This is a genomic window from Roseibium aggregatum IAM 12614, from assembly GCF_000168975.1.
Taxonomy (GTDB): Bacteria; Pseudomonadota; Alphaproteobacteria; order Rhizobiales; family Stappiaceae; genus Roseibium; species Roseibium aggregatum.
On sequence record NZ_AAUW01000021.1, the window covers coordinates 1 to 16485 of the forward strand.

The 16485-nt window shown below is 56.3% G+C and carries 15 protein-coding genes and 5 pseudogenes; 12 read left to right on the forward strand and 8 right to left on the reverse strand.

Going from position 1 to position 16485, the window contains the following annotated elements:
• Positions 1–361, forward strand: a pseudogene (locus tag SIAM614_RS32165) (transposase); the annotation flags it as partial.
• A 395-nt stretch (positions 362–756) separates the two neighbouring features.
• On the opposite strand, the gene SIAM614_RS24050 reads toward SIAM614_RS32165, so the two are convergent.
• Complete coding sequence (locus SIAM614_RS24050) at positions 757–1461, reverse strand: Crp/Fnr family transcriptional regulator (protein WP_050789484.1); 705 nt, start codon at positions 1459–1461, stop codon at positions 757–759.
• 414 nt (positions 1462–1875) lie between these two features.
• A pseudogene (locus tag SIAM614_RS33035) lies at positions 1876–2330 on the reverse strand (ATP-binding protein); the annotation flags it as partial.
• 312 nt (positions 2331–2642) lie between these two features.
• Here SIAM614_RS33035 and SIAM614_RS32170 point away from each other — a divergent pair.
• The 3 genes and pseudogenes from SIAM614_RS32170 to SIAM614_RS31325 all read left to right on the forward strand — a co-directional run.
• Complete coding sequence (locus SIAM614_RS32170) at positions 2643–2810, forward strand: hypothetical protein (protein ID WP_006938557.1); 168 nt, start codon at positions 2643–2645, stop codon at positions 2808–2810.
• Positions 2794–3207, forward strand: coding sequence for a recombinase family protein (locus tag SIAM614_RS24060; protein ID WP_081455332.1), 414 nt, complete (start codon positions 2794–2796; stop codon positions 3205–3207). Before SIAM614_RS32170 ends, SIAM614_RS24060 begins: the two co-directional genes overlap by 17 nt.
• Before the next feature lie 36 nt (positions 3208–3243).
• Positions 3244–3710 (forward strand): annotated as a pseudogene (locus SIAM614_RS31325) (transposase); the annotation flags it as partial.
• Here the strand turns inward: SIAM614_RS31325 and SIAM614_RS24065 are convergent.
• Positions 3702–4418 (reverse strand): annotated as a pseudogene (locus SIAM614_RS24065) (IS256 family transposase); the annotation flags it as partial. The pseudogenes SIAM614_RS31325 and SIAM614_RS24065 sit on opposite strands and share 9 nt — an antisense overlap.
• A 214-nt stretch (positions 4419–4632) precedes the next feature.
• Here SIAM614_RS24065 and SIAM614_RS33565 point away from each other — a divergent pair.
• Positions 4633–4824: pseudogene (locus tag SIAM614_RS33565) on the forward strand (transposase); the annotation flags it as partial.
• 7 nt (positions 4825–4831) lie between these two features.
• Positions 4832–5254 (forward strand): transposase, encoded by a 423-nt coding sequence (locus SIAM614_RS30800; RefSeq protein ID WP_157140052.1) that lies wholly within the window; start codon positions 4832–4834, stop codon positions 5252–5254.
• Positions 5255–5549: 295 nt separating this feature from the next.
• Here the strand turns inward: SIAM614_RS30800 and SIAM614_RS24080 are convergent, their stop codons facing one another.
• From SIAM614_RS24080 to sctV, 5 genes are all read right to left on the reverse strand, one after another.
• Entirely contained in the window at positions 5550–6017 is a 468-nt protein-coding gene (locus SIAM614_RS24080) for an RT0821/Lpp0805 family surface protein (RefSeq protein WP_208984092.1), read from the reverse strand.
• Positions 6018–6731: 714 nt separating this feature from the next.
• Positions 6732–7154, reverse strand: coding sequence for a transposase (locus tag SIAM614_RS33040; protein ID WP_157140052.1), 423 nt, complete (start codon positions 7152–7154; stop codon positions 6732–6734).
• A 7-nt stretch (positions 7155–7161) separates the two neighbouring features.
• On the reverse strand, positions 7162–7314 hold the full coding sequence (locus tag SIAM614_RS33045; protein WP_229598007.1) for a transposase: 153 nt from the start codon (positions 7312–7314) through the stop codon (positions 7162–7164).
• Positions 7315–7919: 605 nt separating this feature from the next.
• Complete coding sequence (locus SIAM614_RS31335) at positions 7920–8417, reverse strand: GNAT family N-acetyltransferase (protein WP_081455334.1); 498 nt, start codon at positions 8415–8417, stop codon at positions 7920–7922.
• Positions 8418–8655: 238 nt separating this feature from the next.
• Positions 8656–10779: a type III secretion system export apparatus subunit SctV gene (gene sctV, locus SIAM614_RS24100; protein ID WP_006938566.1), complete on the reverse strand. Its 2124-nt coding sequence runs from the start codon at positions 10777–10779 to the stop codon at positions 8656–8658.
• A gap of 703 nt (positions 10780–11482) precedes the next feature.
• Here sctV and sctI point away from each other — a divergent pair.
• From sctI to sctO, 6 genes are all read left to right on the forward strand, one after another.
• A complete protein-coding gene (gene sctI, locus SIAM614_RS24110) occupies positions 11483–12085 on the forward strand; it encodes a type III secretion system inner rod subunit SctI (RefSeq protein ID WP_006938568.1) in 603 nt (200 codons plus the stop codon).
• 19 nt (positions 12086–12104) lie between these two features.
• Positions 12105–12920, forward strand: a complete 816-nt coding sequence (sctJ, locus tag SIAM614_RS24115) for a type III secretion system inner membrane ring lipoprotein SctJ (RefSeq protein WP_081455335.1) — start codon at positions 12105–12107, stop codon at positions 12918–12920.
• A 251-nt stretch (positions 12921–13171) separates the two neighbouring features.
• On the forward strand, positions 13172–13933 hold the full coding sequence (locus SIAM614_RS24120) for a hypothetical protein (protein ID WP_157140053.1): 762 nt from the start codon (positions 13172–13174) through the stop codon (positions 13931–13933).
• On the forward strand, positions 13930–14598 hold the full coding sequence (gene sctL / locus SIAM614_RS24125) for a type III secretion system stator protein SctL (protein ID WP_006938571.1): 669 nt from the start codon (positions 13930–13932) through the stop codon (positions 14596–14598). The genes SIAM614_RS24120 and sctL overlap by 4 nt, the downstream gene beginning before the upstream one ends.
• Positions 14599–14624: 26 nt before the next feature.
• Entirely contained in the window at positions 14625–15977 is a 1353-nt protein-coding gene (gene sctN, locus SIAM614_RS24130; protein WP_040441028.1) for a type III secretion system ATPase SctN, read from the forward strand.
• Positions 15974–16453 (forward strand): type III secretion system stalk subunit SctO, encoded by a 480-nt coding sequence (sctO, locus tag SIAM614_RS24135; RefSeq protein ID WP_006938573.1) that lies wholly within the window; start codon positions 15974–15976, stop codon positions 16451–16453. The genes sctN and sctO overlap by 4 nt, the downstream gene beginning before the upstream one ends.
• Positions 16454–16485: the final 32 nt, after the last annotated feature.

The following is a 16485-nucleotide window of genomic DNA, read 5'->3' on the forward strand; positions in this document are numbered from 1 at the left end:
GCCACCGTTCTGGTGCGTGAGGCCTTCGTCCGTCGCTTCGCCAATGGCAATGGGCTCGGATCATACGCGGGCCTAACCGCGACCCCTTACAGCAACGGCGGGGTAGAGCGTGAACAAGGGATTGGCAAAGCCGGAAACCGAAGGCTTCGGACTGTGATGGTGGAGTTGGCCTGGCTCTGGCAACGTTACCAACCCGGCTCCCCCCAGGGTTACCTGGTTCCGTGAGCGCACGGGCTCTACCGGGCGGCGGGTTCGCAAGGTGATGGTTGTCGCCCTCGCTCGCAAGTTGCTGATCGCTCTGTGGCGGTTCGCTGTCGATGGCGTCGTACCCGAAGGAGCGACGATGAAACCTGCCGTATAATTATCGGGATCGGGCCGCACTGCGACGGCATTGCAGCCCGGTGACCGAGTGAACGTCGCCGTTGTCCGGCGTGGCACATTAGTGCCGTCTTCACAGAGTGGTGCCGTTCCTTAGAAGCTCTCCAGTCCCGAATGAGGGACCGTGGTTGGGACTATCACCCCGCCGGATGTGAGGTTAGCAGGCAGGTCCTGCAGGAAGAGAGCTCACCTCGGATCACAAATGCGAAAACCATTGACAGGAGAATCATCATGTGAGGCCGGACAAATGACCGCTCGCAACATGATCGCAATCACGGAAGAAAACTCTTGCAAAACCGGAGCTGTCCACAAATGGCAATCCCCTTCTGGATCCACCGCGTGCGGGAAGCGCGGTGCCGATTTTATGCAACAATGCCGTCAGGCCTCCCCGTCCGGGTCGGCGAGCTTCATCAGACCTGGCCTGTCGAGGAGGAACAGCCATCCGTCCTGCATGTTCACAAGGTTGGCCTTTTGCCATTTCCGCAAGCACCTGTTCACGTTCTCACGCGTATTGCCGATCATTCCCGCCAGTTCGGACTGGGATTGAGATAGTTTTTTCAGGGGTCGTTCTTCGGAAACGGGGGCGGACAGCCGCAAGATCAGCTTCGCAAGGCGCGCCGGCAGTTCCAGAAACGTGCCTTCGATCATACGCTCGTCGGAGCGCCTCACCCTTTGGCACAGCAGTTCGATGAGCTTGATCGACAGGTTCGAATCTCTCCGCAGAACTTCAAGAAAGTTTCGTCTTTCCAGAACGACAACGGTGCAATTCGTCAGGGCTTTGACGCTAGCGGACCGTTCCTGTCCGTCCAGTAAGGCGATTTCCCCAAAGACATCGCCGGTCTTCAGATCGGTAAGAGTGACCTCGCCTCCGCTGGGAGTGAACATGCTGACGCGCACCGTGCCTTCCGCTATGGCCATCATGCTCTGGCCCAGAGTACCCATCGTGAAAATCACCTCACCCGCGGAGAACTTCTTCAGAAAGGCAAAGCGGGCGAGGTCTTCGCGCGCCTGGGCGTCGAGCGCATCGAAAATAAAACTGTTCCCGAGCAACTTGTATTTATCGTGGGAGCTGTCTGTAGCCATTCCTGCGGCGCGGTCCTTGGTCAGGTTTCGTCTGATCGACGGGACCATTATAGCAACGTCTCTGCCCGAGGGAAGTACTCTTGTTGAGGACCGAGAAGCCGATCCGGACCTCAATTCTCTGAATGTCCAAGGGGAATTGAATTTTTTTGGTTTTGCAAACCGTCACAAGTCATGGCTGAAAAAGTGATTACCTTCACAAATGAAGCAGCCAAGATCAACTCAACTAGCCCGCATAATTGACGGCGGGTTGGCGGATGTGGTGCAAGCCGTTGAACTGACGTAGGATTTGATTGCATAGGCCGATCCGGCCTTCAAGATGGCCCAGGACGCACTGCGTTCGGGTCGCGATCTGGCGTCGCGATGTTTTTGAGAAAACGGATTAGCCTGTCGCTGGCAAGCTGTTATTCGTCCTGTGATTGTCGCGTAGGCCACCGGCCTTCCGCGCTTACGCTTTGCTTCCATGGCGGATCTGCGCCTGTAGCTCTCGAAGTTCATCTCGAAGATTGTGGCGTGGTGTACAAGGCGGTCGACGGCAGCGAGCGTCATGGCGGGGTCAGGAAAGACCTTGTTCCACTCGCCGAAGGGCTGATGGGCGGTGATCAGGATGGACTTGCGTTCATACCGTGCGGAGATGAGCTCGAACAGCACGCTGGTTTCAGCCTGGTCCTTGGCGACGTAGGTGAGATCGTCGCGAATAAGCAGGTCGAACTTGTCGAGCTTGTTAATGACGGATGCGAGCTGCAACTCGCGGCGGGCGATCTGAAGCTTCTGAACGAGATCAGTGGTCATATGAAGAGGACCCGCCAGCCATTTTCGATGAGCGCGAGCCCGATGGCCGCGGCGAGATGGCTCTTACCGCCGCCCGGTGGAAGGGGCTTATAATGCCCGTTTTCAGCAAGAAGACACAACGAAGATTGTTTGTTACACGTTTCATCCACGGTTTAGCGAGGAGATTTGTGTCGTCGGTCGGCAGCGTTATTGCGGCGAGCCGGCGTATGTAGGCCGGCAGCCGGATGGCAGCTTGGCGCTGGTACCGATCTGGATGACCAAAGAGCCCGCGGTCGCAATGGTGCTCGTCGAGGCGCCACGCCTTTCCCTTTCCTGCTTGCGCGATCTGCGTCGCGAGATCGACACTTGTTTAAGCTTGCTCGACGGCGTCTCACGCCGTGGAGGAGAAAGCTATGCAGCAAAGGCAACCTATTTCCGTCCAACCGGATCTGTTTGCAGCGCCGACCGCGCCACGGGAACTTTCGAGCGACATCGGCCAGCACCTCCTGTCATTGATCGAGGCCCTGCTCACGGAAGCGGCGAAGAAGGCCAGGGAGGCGGATCATGAATGTCATGCCTGAGCACCTGGAACGCGGCGCCTATGTCTATGTTCGCCAGTCCACAGCTGACCAACTTGTCAACAATCGCGAGAGCCAACGCCGCCAATACGGTCTACTCGAGCGCGCCCGTGCCCTTGGCAGGAGTAACGTCGTCGTCATTGACGACGACCTGGGCCGTTCAGGATCCGGTATCAACCGCCCCGGATTCGAGAAGCTGCTGGTGGCGATCTGCGAAGGCTGGGTGGGTGCCGTGCTGGCGATCGAAGCATTGCGACTGGCCCGCAATTGCCGGGATTGGCACACTCTGATCGAGTTCTGCGGTTTGGTCGGTACACTGGGGTTAGAACAAGATTTGCTCGAAATTCTGCGCGGCCTTTATCATCCAAAGACAGCGATTTTTTGCATTGGCTCTGTTTAGATGAGATTCTTCAGACAGGTTTTGAAGGAGATTTCGATGTCTGAAGACGTGCTGGCTGTGCTTTCGGTGATCCGAACTGTCGACGACATGACGAAGCGCGTTGTCGGCGTTTGGTGGAAGCGATGGTTTGGCCGAATGGACGGATCGGCCCGGCGTGTGGCTATGAACGCTCCTTTTAGATTGCCGCCCGTGACATGGGAAAGCGCCGGGCTCGTCCAGGTCTTTATCAGTGTTCCAACGGCAATTGCCGCATCCAGTTCACTGCGACAAGGCACACGCCGCAGCACCCCACCAAGCTTCCCTTGAGTGTGTGGCTGAAAGGCGTGTGGCTCATTCTGCAATCGGACAAAGGCATGTCTTCGGTTCGACTGGCTGAGGCTTTGGGTGTCAGCCAGCCGACGGTCTGGCGGATGGGACATGCCTTGCGTCTGATGGTTGCTCGCGAGCACATGTTGGAGGGAACGGTAGAGGTCGATCATTTCTTTATCGGCGGTCAACCGAAGAAACGTCGCGGTGATGCCTTCATGCGCGTCTGAGATCACCAGCTTCACGCCGCACAGGCCCCGGCGCATGAGATCTCGCAGAAACTTGGTCCAGAAGGGCTCAGCCTCAGAGGCGCCGATCGCCATGCCCAGCACCTCGTGGCGCCCGTCCGTGTTCACCCCCACCGCCAGTGTGACTGCGACGCTCACGATGCGCCCTCCCTGGCGGACCTTCAGGTAGGTGGCGTCGATCCACAGGTAGGGCCAGTCGCCCTCGATGGGTCAGGTCAGGAAAGCATCAACACGTTCATCGATGTCTTCGCACAAACGGCTGACCTGGCTTTTCGAGATCCCGGTCCCGCCCATTGCCTGCACCAGATCGTCCATCGATCGCGTAGACACGCCATGAACATAGGCCTCCTGGATCACAGCCGTCAGGGCCTTCTCCACGGATCGCCTCGGCTCAAGGAAAGACGGGAAGTAGGACCCCGTGCGAAGCCGGGGAATGCGCAACTCAACGCTGCCCGCACGGGTCTGCCAGTCCCGGTCACGGTATCCGTTGCGCTGCGCCTGACGGTCTGTGCTCTTCTCGCCATAATCAGCACCGGTCCTGGCGCCGACTTCGAGCTCCATAAGCCGCTCCGCCGCAAATCCGATCTTTTCTCGAAGCAGGTCAGCATCGGCGATCTTTTCCACGAGCGCGCGCAGGGCCATCATGGGGTTGGTCATCGGGTGTCGTACCTGGGGAAGGTTGGTGGTCGCAACCCGACCTTACCGAAAAAACCGATGACCACCCAAAGCTAAACCACGTCCGGGGACGTCACCAATGAAAGCCTGCGACGGCGTAGGGACATCACGGTCTGGGTTGATGAAAGCGTGGCGCATCACTGGGGTGTTGTGCGCACCGGAAAGCGTGGTCGGTCGGGGGTAATACACTGATCTTGCCGTCACGGTTTGCCCGGAAATCCGGTCCGTTTTCCATTTGGCCCTGCGGCAAACCCAAGGGTTTCTTCGTTCGCTGTTCCAGCTGATAAAGCTGGAACTGTCCGTTCCTGACTTTTTCACACTCTCGCGCCGAGCCGGCGGGCTTGAGCCTTTGCCGCGGGAACGATCCGAGGCGCCCGGGTTCCCTTGAGCTTGTGGTGGACAGCACCGGCCTGAAGGTCTTTGGGGCCGGAGAATGGCAGGAAACCAAACACGGCAAGGCGTCCAGGCGCCGCTCGTGGCGCAAGCTCCACTTGGGGCTGGATCTGGAGACAGGTCAGATCGAATGCAGTGAACTGACGACAGACGACATCGGCGATCCGTCGGCCGTGCCGGGTCTTTTGGACCAGACTGAAGAACCCGTGCGCCGCTTTCTTGCAGATGGTGCCTATGATGGCACCGCCACCCGGAACGAAATCACGCAGCGCTTTGCCGATGTGGAGATCCTCATCCGGCCGCCGAAGACGGCTGTTGCCGGCCCTGAGGCCGAGACCAACCCCACCGCGCGGGATCTGGATGTTCTGGCGATCAAGGCCCATGGCCGCATGGCCTGGCAAAAGAGCACCGGATATGACCAGTAAGCGCGAGTGGAAACGCAGATGGGCCGCTGGAAGTCGGTCATCGGGGAAAGGTTGAAATCACGTACCCTGGACAATCAGAGAACCGAGAGCCGGATCGGCGTCTCGGTCCTCAACAAGATGACTTCCCTCGGACACCCTACGTTCGAGCGTGTCTCATGATGCCAAAATCCGGGTAAGAGACCACTGCGGCCCGGCTCGTGATTTGCGCAACACGGTGCCGTGGAATTACGCCGCCAAGGTGTGATCCAAACATCGCTCACTCTGGAGGACCGGTCGCGCGGATTTAGCCGGGCAATCAAACATCAGTGACACTGAGCGTGGTCACGGCGAATTTCCGAGTGACGTCCCTGCAGACGGTTCCGGTGTAAATACGGATGCCGGTGATCGTGTTGGCCGTTGTCTGGAAAGACAGACACCCTGTTTCCCAAAAGCCATTGGCATCAATCTTCGACAACGAGCCCGAATTTCCGCTGATCGGGTTAAACCACGACAGAAGAGCATCCTGATCGTCAACACCGGTGTCGAGCTGCGAACCGATCGTATCAAGGTTGTGCGCTATGACAGCCCGATCATCGGCATTGATGTCATCATGGACTTGATCGACAGAAGACGAAATTGATCTCGTCAGTACCGTCGGCTTGTCCACATTGCTGCTGCCCAAGGGCATCGTGACTTGAACGCACCCTGAAAGGACTCCTCCAAGCATTAGCGTGACGCTGACAAAAGTCAGGATATTGTTGAGCCAAAAGGTATATGAATGCATGCAACGCATCTTCTAGACGGCCTGATGGCGGCATTTGCTCGCCGAGGCAAGTGGTCGAATTCTTCAAAAACTTGTTAGTGTACGGTCTTGGGAGGACAATTTTTGCTCGTTCGATCCTCGCCCAGCTGTTGATTTGAAGATGGCTTATTGCGGCCGGAAAGCCCTGTGCTGAATGACACTGGAGGAGCGCATTCGTGCGACGTTATTGCGTCAACCCTGGGACGTTGTTGCAGAAATTCGTGCTTTGAACGCAGTTGTCCCCGCAGTCTCTAAAACGACAGCCCGCCGACGAGCGACGGGCCGGTTGCCAAGCAAACAAGCAAAGTGGGTATCTGCAATTATTTCGTCACGACGACGCCTACCCGTATAACTTCTCAAGTAGATTATTCTATATGGGAGCCCCTCATCCGAGGGTGTGTATTATTTAATACACATTCCCCCAATTGCTCTCAATCGAGGTGTCCCAATTTGCAGCCAAAACCGACGTTGTTGTGGTGAACCGTGTTGCGCAAATCACGAGCCGGGCCGCAGTGGTCTCTTACCCGGATTTTGGCATCATGAGACACGCTCGAACGTAGGGTGTCCGAGGGAAGTCATCTTGTTGAGGACCGAGACGCCGATCCGGCTCTCGGTTCTCTGATTGTCCAGGGTACGTGATTTCAACCTTTCCCCGATGACCGACTTCCAGCGGCCCATCTGCGTTTCCACTCGCGCTTACTGGTCATATCCGGTGCTCTTTTGCCAGGCCATGCGGCCATGGGCCTTGATCGCCAGAACATCCAGATCCCGCGCGGTGGGGTTGGTCTCGGCCTCAGGGCCGGCAACAGCCGTCTTCGGCGGCCGGATGAGGATCTCCACATCGGCAAAGCGCTGCGTGATTTCGTTCCGGGTGGCGGTGCCATCATAGGCACCATCTGCAAGAAAGCGGCGCACGGGTTCTTCAGTCTGGTCCAAAAGACCCGGCACGGCCGACGGATCGCCGATGTCGTCTGTCGTCAGTTCACTGCATTCGATCTGACCTGTCTCCAGATCCAGCCCCAAGTGGAGCTTGCGCCACGAGCGGCGCCTGGACGCCTTGCCGTGTTTGGTTTCCTGCCATTCTCCGGCCCCAAAGACCTTCAGGCCGGTGCTGTCCACCACAAGCTCAAGGGAACCCGGGCGCCTCGGATCGTTCCCGCGGCAAAGGCTCAAGCCCGCCGGCTCGGCGCGAGAGTGTGAAAAAGTCAGGAACGGACAGTTCCAGCTTTATCAGCTGGAACAGCGAACGAAGAAACCCTTGGGTTTGCCGCAGGGCCAAATGGAAAACGGACCGGATTTCCGGGCAAACCGTGACGGCAAGATCAGTGTATTACCCCCGACCGACCACGCTTTCCGGTGCGCACAACACCCCAGTGATGCGCCACGCTTTCATCAACCCAGACCGTGATGTCCCTACGCCGTCGCAGGCTTTCCGTATACTCGGGACAGTTCGTTACACGATGCATAGATTTCGCAAACTTGTGGCGACGAGATGCGTGGTGTTTGAACGGCATTCACAAAACTTCAGAAGCAAGGAACGCCGAGCAGGTAGGCACGAAACCCGATTAATGCGATAAGGTCGCTTGCTATAGTCGAACTGAGGGAATACGGGCACACCATCCGTGAACCGGAGTACGATCTTTACGAGGGTTGCGCCGCACAGATTCCGATGAGCTACTGTCTCGTAGCTCAAAAGCTGACCAGCGCCAAAGGTCGATAGCCGCCATTCGTGGCCTGCGCGGCATTGAACCCTGTAGGCTCGATGCAGCCATGCGTAGCCGCGGAAGGTCTGCCGTATCCGATATCTACTTCGCTGACGTCGATTTCGGCCTGCTGCGGTCCTTCCTGCCGATCGCAATTAAGGTCTGGAAAGAGCCCAAATTGTTACAGACGCAGCGTGAATAAATGATCGTTCCGAGACTCTCCGTCGACCCTAACGCTGTCATAATGAGTCGCCACACGCTCAAAACCTTGCCTTTCGTAGAAAGCCATCGCGCGAAGATTTTCAGTATCAACGAAGAGTTCAAGTTGGGCCAGTCCGTTGCTCTTTGCTTCTTCTATTACACCTGCCATTAGTACCTTTGCCGCACCTGAGCCTTGGTAGCTTCGAGTAACAAAAAACGGCCCGATCACACCTCGATGTTGGGTGCGTTTCAGTTGTTGAGGGCGATAACCACAGAGTCCAACAAGGTTTTCTTCAGTAAAGACACCACGGAAGCTTCCGCCGGCCAGAATCTTGCGGCAATGATCGCGGCGGGCAGCAGCCGTCTCCTCATAGGTCACCAGAAATCCCGAGGGAAAGTCACGTGCGCCTTCCAGCCTCAATTTCTGCCACGCTTCGGAGTCCTCAGGCGCGAGCACTCTACAGACAAAATTTTGCATTGGCGTCTCGGTATGCTGAAGAGTTAGGTGTGATTATGAATGTGGGATACAGTCTGGGATCTGAAGCATTAAGGGGCTCACCTCAACGCCGCTCCGACCGGCCGACAATATCACGGCAGGCGTCACAGGGCTGATAACCCAAGGCCGGCGCTCCCGAAATCCGGAGAGGCGCAGAGCCGATCCGATGCCCCCCCGACTGTACAGGCAAAGCGCAGTGTGGGGGATTGCCCCGGGAGGGTTATTCGTCCATCTGCAGAAGGGCTGATTGATCGTCTATGCTGATACGGTCCAGGGGCTGGATGTTGACGTCCGCCGAAAGCTCCTGAAACGACAGGACGGGTAGGTCGGGAAAGTCCCTTTCGACAATCTTGCGAACGAACCTGCGCAGATCCATCGGCGCGATGATCGCTGGCTGGGTGGCGTTCAGGCTCTGATCCGTTACCGTCTGCTTGATCGAGGACACCAGCTGGCGGTGCAACTCGGGCGACAGGGCCAGGTAAGATGCGCCGGATGTCTGCCGGACCGCGGCGCGGATTTCATCCTCAACGCCCTTTGACAGGAGGTAAGCCGGCACGATGTTCTGACCGGCCGAAAACTTGTAGGTGATATAACGGCTGAGGGAGGTCCGCACATGCTCGGTCAGCATGATGGGGTCTTTTTCCTTGGCGCCCCATTCCACCAGGCACTGCAGGATCGTGCGCGTGTCGCGGATGCAGATTTCCTCGCTCACCAGCCGCTGCAGGACGTCGGCAATCGTGGTCACCGGCAGTACGCGGGAGACCTCTTTCACCAGCTCGGCAAAATCCGTCTCCATCTGACTCAGTACATACATGGTCTCCTGGATACCGACGAATTCTGAGGCATGGCTCTTCAACACATGCGCGAGGTGAAAGGTCAGCATCGAGGTCAGCGTGAGCACCTGAATGCCCGCGCTCTTCGCGGTGGTCTGGTGTTTCATGGCAACCCATAGGCTTTTCGTTCGCGGCAGAAACGCCTCGCCGACCTCATAGGGAATGCCGAACATGTCCAGATTAGCTTCAGTTTCCCGGGCAATGAAGAACCCGGGTCTTGCCCGGCCCGCCGCAACGGGGATTTCATTGACCATGATCCTGTATTCACCTTCCCTCAGATTATCGTTCAGCCTGAGGTTGATGCCCGGAAACGGCACGCCGAGATCGAAATAGAGAGCCTTGCGTACGCGCGCAACTTCCTGATCCAGCACCTCGGGACGAATCGCGCCGCGGACGGCAGAGGAAATGTCAACCATGAGGGGAATCGTCAGCTGGAAGGTGACGGCCTTGGCCGCTCCGCCCGGAGCATCGTCCCCTTCAGGAAACGAAGGCACGTTGCCATCGCCGAAAACGGCCGGCGCGAAACTGGGCAGATCGTTCAATGTTCTCGATTTCTGAACATTCTTGCGGTTGCGTATAATGATGATGCCGCCCGCCCCACACAAGAACGAAAGGGACAGAAAAACACTTGGAGGAAAGCCGGGGATCGCCGCGAAACCGAGCAGGATACCGCTGGCGATCAAAAGGGCCTTGGGCTCCTTGACCAACTGGTAGGTTATATCGCTGCCCAGATCCGTGTTTTCTTCCGATGACACGCGAGTGACGATGAAGCCCGCGGTGATGGAAATGAAGAGTGCCGGGATCTGCGCGACAAGCCCGTCGCCGATCGTCAGGAGCGCGTAGATATCCAACGCCTCCGATGTGCTCATTCCGCGCTGGTTTGTGCCGATCAGGATGCCGCCGATGATGTTGACCGCAATGATAATCAGCCCCGCGATAGCATCGCCCTTCACGAATTTCATAGCGCCGTCCATAGCGCCGTACAGCTGACTTTCCTTCCCCAGCTTCGTTCGGCGCCGCTTGGCTTCCTCCATGTCGATCAAGCCGGATCTGATGTCGGAATCGATCGACATCTGCTTGCCCGGCAAGGCGTCCAGAGAAAAACGCGCGGAGACTTCCGCCACGCGTTCCGAACCCTTGGTAATGACCAGGAAGTTCACAATGGTGACGATCAGGAAGATGACAATTCCCACGATGAGGTTACCTGAGACGACAAAGTTTCCGAAGGTCTCGACAATCTGTCCGGCATCCGCCTGAAGCAGGATGAGCCGGGTCGTGGTAATGGACAGGGCCAGCCGGAACAGCGTCGTGAGTAGAAGGATCGAGGGGAACGCGGAAAACTGCGTGACGTCGGAAATGTAAACGGCGACCATCAGCAGGATCGCCGAGATACACAGGTTCACGCCGATCAAGCTGTCCACCATCAGCGTTGGCAGCGGCAGAATCATCATGAACACGACGCTGAGCAACAGGAACGCAAGCACAATGTCGCTGCGCTGCGATAAAATCATTAAAAATCTGGACATCTGTGAAAATCGGCCAAACGCTGTTTCGAAAAACGCACAAAATACCATTTCAGCGTAATTGGGTGTGCTATTTAGCACAGCAGGGCGCCGATTTTACCTCTACAAAGCACAATTGCCAAATACTTCGGTCAATTGCGGTTTAAAAGGCGAGTTGTATATAAATTATGAGGCAGCCCTTCGAATTTTGTGAAATTTTTTCGTCCGATGAACTCCGTTTATTTGTTGATATCGGTTTTGTCGCGATCTCGCGGGGTAATTCCTGTGCCGCGGCAGCTGTCTTCGAGGCGGTTAGGTTGGTGCGTCCGAAGCAGGAGGCTGGATATATCGGCGGTGCTCTGGCGTGTCTCGCGCAAGGTGAGGCGGAGGCGGCTATCCAGTTCCTGCGGGCTGGGCCGAAAACAGCCGCTTCCAGAGCCTTTCTCGGACTTGCTCTCGTCCTGCGGGGGGAGTGCGGAAATGGGCGGAGTGTCCTGCAATCCGTTGTCGATCTTGCGCCTTCTACCCCGTTGGAGGAGCTTGCGCGGGGGGTTCTTGCGGAGGGGGGCTTCGAAATGACGGGGAGGGTACCGTATCGTCGCGGCTTTGTCTGAGTCGCCGGGTGATGGCGGCTCGTGCCGGAAGAAAGTGGCCGGCAACTGGTGCTGGAAGGTTTAGTCTATCCTGTTCGGGTTTTTGAGGTGTTAGCGAGATGATTTCCAACGGCGATGTAGCAAGTTTTTCGATGCAGATGCCTCTTCCGCGCGAGGAGGTCGCGGCTGACGCTGGCGGCGCGGCCGCATCGTCGGTCGATCGTTTCGTCGGCGCGATGAAGGTGGCGCAGGCGCACTCCGCGCCGGAGGTTGAGGCTGACCTGGTTGTGCGGCCGGCAAGTGTTGCGGAGACGGCTGAAGGAGGAACCGGTCCGCGGCGGCAAGGCGGCGTTCCGGGCGAACCGATCCGCCCGGACGAGGCCGCGGGCGCGGGGAATACCTATGCCGAAATCTCGGCCGCTGCCGACGCGGCCAAGGCCGCTGCCAGGGCATCCGCCTCCGAAGTGGGATTTGTCCCCCGAGCCGACGGAGTGGAAGACAACAAGGGTGACATCATCCTTGACGGGCTGAGCTGGTTGCGCGGTGCCTTCGATGCACAGGCGGACAAGGTGGCTGAAACTTCGACAGCTTCAGTAAGCGGAACGGAAAGACTCTTGGAAACACAAATGGAAATAGTCAAGTATTCCTTGCTTATGGATGTTACGTCAAAACTCGTCGGGAAATCCACGCAGACCTTCGACACTTTGATGAAGGGTCAATAAACAAGGCTAAGTAATAAATATGTCTATTTTTGAGAAGCGCAAATACGTAATTCGAATACTATTTTTATTTGGCTGTATTCTTGTTTCCGGTTGCCGGCAAGACCTCTATACGGGTTTGTCGGAGCAGGATGCGAATGGCATGTTGTCGGTACTGATGGCGAACGGAATCAGTGTCGAGAAACGCTACGATGGTGACGACGGGGTCTCGCTGCTTGTCGATGAGGCAGATTTGGCTCCGGCCATCGGGATTCTGTCCGAAAACGGTTTTCCTCGTACGGAGCGGGAAAGCATCGGAAGCGTCTTTCAGAAGAGCGGGATCATGTCGTCTCCCTTCGAGGAGCGTGTCCGTTATATTCATGCCTTGGGAGAAGAGGTGTCCGGAACCCTGAACGAAATTGACGGGGTTCTTATGGCGCGGGTGCATGTCGTTCTTCCGGAGAAACCTGAACTCGGCGAGGTTATTGTACCATCATCTGCCGCTGTTTTCATCAAGCACAGCAAGAATGTCGATCTTGATTTTATCACGCCCCAGATCAGGCGCCTGGTCAGCAATTCCATCCAGGGTGTCGAATACGACAGCGTCACGGTAGTACTCGTCGAGGCCGAGCCTCCTCAGATTATCTCCGGGGGGCAGGTTCGAATACCGGTTACCGAACTGGTTCCGGGCTTAGGTGTTCGCGCCAGCGACATCGACAAGTTCTGGGGCATTGCTGCTGTAACCGCAACTATTCTGGCCCTGCTTGTGGCAACCAATATTTCCGCTGTGTTCGCATTCCTCAGAGTTCGCAGGACGTTGAAACGTCAGGAAGCGGGCGAGGTTAACCCGGCAGGCTAAGGGCCCTGCGTTATGCGGTGCATTCTGGCATATGTCGGTCGCCGAAAGACCGCCTCATGGCTTTCATTCCACGCGCGGGGGGGCCGGGAAGGTGACGGTAGGCTCCGTCTGGCGGGGGACCACGGCGGCAGGGTTTACCCGGTGTACCTGCGTATCGGGCGGGCCGCACCGTGTTTCGCTGCGGCCGGAAATCGGAAGTCGGTGCTCTGTCTGGTCCAAGTCAATACTCTTCGGTATTAGGTATTTTTTGAATGAATAACAGTCGCTACAACCTGGATGAGGATGTATTAACACGAAACGTTCAGCTTGCCATGTATTTAAGGCACCCGGTCGGGTTCATTCACAAGGACTATCTGGAGATCACTTCTCTGGATGCCGGTTCCGTGTGCCTCCTTGCCGCCCATCCGGCTTTTTCCAGGTCCATCAACCGTATAATCGCACGTCAGGCGGGAACAGACACTTTTGACCTATCGGAAGCCTGGCTGCGGAGCCTGAAATGCTCCGACGAGCATCAGATCGCTTTTGACTTAGCCACCAGTCAGGAAGAACTACTTGTTTCGACGGCAAACAAGGTTGCCTCCATCCACCTCTACCATCATCTGCGCAATTGCGTGAAAAAGAGCCGGCGGAATCTCATCGAGAATTACATAGGGGCCCAGGCCTTTCTGACGTCCTTGAGGGAAGCGCCTGTGCTCTATCCGCATTTGGTCGAGAAGGGGAAAGAGATCCGGATCGACGCCCTGCTTGCCGGGGACCCGAAAGCGGCGGACTTCGAGGGCATGCCGTCGCCGGCTTCGGCGGATGACAGTTTTCGCGACCTGAACCCCGTGGTCTGGCTCGGATTGTCGACGCTATTCGCCTTTCTGAAGAATACGGACAGCATCTGTTCCTCGCTGTTTGTCTTGCGATTTCCAAAATCGGCGGTTTCCAGACATGTCACGGAACAAACCATGACGAAGCAACAGATGTGTGAGGTGACTCACCTGCTCAAGCATCGGGGAGGGGCACGATGAAATTTCTGTACAATCCGCAAAAGATCGGTCTTGCCGTTGTTCGAGGCGAGGGGGTGATCAAGGCGAAGGATCTTGATGCCCTCTGGTCAGCAACTGAAATTGTCACCTCTGCTGAAGAAAAAGCCGCTGAAATAATCGCTGCCGCGCGGGCCGAATTCGACCATGAAAAAGAGCGTGGATACCTCGAAGGTAAGGAACTGGCCCAAAGGGAAGCGTTGACATGCCTGTTAGCGGAGCATGTCTATATCGACAAGAAGCTTCAGGGCATGGAGCAGCGTCTGGCTTTTCTCGTCAAATCCAGCGTACGGAAAATTCTTTCGGAATTTGACGAAACGGATCTGGCAGTTTCCGTAACAAAAAGCGCGTTGCGGCAAATGCGAGAAGAACAGGTCATACAAATTCGCCTCGCCCCGTCCATGATGGAATCCATAGCGCCAATTGCCCAGGCATTCGAGGAAAAGTACTCTGGAGAGAGGTCGGTCGAACTGATCGAGGACGCAAGTATCCCACCGCCAAACCTAGTCTTTGAAACCGGAACCGGGCGTATAGAATGCGACATTCTTACCGAACTTTCGGAAGTGGAAGACGCAATTGATAGAAATATCTACAGTCTTTATGAGGATGAGGTTCCAGGTGGCGCCCTTCTCCAGGAGGAGGAGCAATGAGTTCCTCAACCGAACTTGAATACAGAATGGCGATTGAGAAAAGACGCGAACGTATCGATGAAAGATTTGCCGAGATAATATCCGGTCTGGGCGCCGCCGTGGACAAGAAAAACCTGTATTCCGTCAACGGCAAGGTAAGCAAGGTAATCGGAACGGTCGTCTATGCCGTTGTTTCCAACGTTAGAATTGGCGAAATCGTAGAGCTTTATACGCGCTCGACCGGCAGGAAACTTGAGGCCGAAGTCGTCGGTTTCGCGAATAACGAAGCCTTGCTCTATCCTTTCGGGGAAACACAGGGCGTTTCTCCGCAAACCGAGGTTAGACCGACAGGAAAAGTTCAAAGCGTTCCCGTCGGCGAACACCTTTTGGGGCGAGTAATCGACGGCTTTGGAAATTTCATAGACGGCAAGTCAGACGAATGTTGCCCTCAAACCTTTTATCCGGTTTACCAGAAACCGCCCAACCCGATGACGCGACGGGTCATCGACGCGCCAGTCACCACGGGGATACGAGCCATAGACGGCCTGCTGACGTTGGGTGAAGGCCAGCGTATAGGAATTTTCGCGGCCGCCGGCGTTGGCAAATCGACGCTTCTTTCAATGCTCGTAAAAAATGCGGATGTCGATGTCACCGTAATGGCCATGGTCGGCGAGCGTGGCCGCGAGGTAAAGGAATTTATCGAGCGCGAACTTGGCCAGGAAGGTATGAAGAGGACCGTGCTGGTTGTCTCCACGTCGGACAAAAGTCCCATGGAGCGTGTCAAAGCTTCCTACGCCGCAACTGCGGTGGCGGAGTATTTTCGCGATCAGGGCAAGAAGGTCCTGTTTCTGATGGATTCCGTTACGCGGTTCGCGCGCGCCTTGCGCGAGATCGGGTTGGCCGCTGGCGAATTGCCAACACGCAGGGGCTTCCCTCCTTCCGTCTTTGCTTCCCTGCCCAAACTCCTGGAGCGGGTTGGCATGAACGACAAGGGATCGATCACGGCGATGTATACTGTTCTGGTCGAAGGTGATGATATGAATGAACCGGTCGCTGACGAAACTCGATCCATTCTCGACGGCCATATCATCCTGTCCAGCAAGCTGGCTGCCGCACACCATTTTCCGGCGATCGATATCCTGAACTCCAAGAGCCGCGTGATGGACATGGTCATCAGCGATGAGCACAGGGAACTGGCCGCAATCACTAGGAACCTGCTCGCCGCCTATTCTGACGTTGAGTTGCTGGTGAAAATTGGTGAATACCAAGCAGGGAGCGATCCTGTAGCGGATCTTGCCGTTGCCAAGATCCAGGACATCAACGAATTCCTTAGACAGGGTGACGAGCCATTCGAGGACATCGATGGAACGCTCGATAGACTGCGGAGCGTCCTGGATTGATCGAAAAGCTGAAACTTCTGCAAAAGGTCAAGGAAAAGCGGGAATTTGCCGCCCTGAGGCTGATGCGAGCAAAGAAGAGCGATCTGTTCGAAATGAACAAAATAAGAAATAATAAGGAAAAGGAATTCAGGGAGAGCAGGAAAAAGTTGCCGGAGCGGGAAGACGGTGCCTACGATGTAGTGTTGAATAAAATAGTGGATTTGGATGAGCTAGATATTCTTGGCGAAAGGCTGTCGGAACTGCATCGTCGTCATAGGAAGACGGAAGAAGACCTCGATCTTTCAACCCGGCAGCGTGAAAAACTGGCCGAAGAAGCGGCAATCACGGAATGCAAGTATCAAATAGCACAGCGGAACCGGGAAAAATATGATGCCTTGATCGCTGGTCGAGGGGCCGAGCTTGCACTCCTGAACGAGAAGGATGAAGAGGCTCTGCTGGAAGATGTCGTTGCAAACCGGAGTTCAGGACACCGATGACTAAAGATAATGTTTTGGTTCCGGCCGCTTTT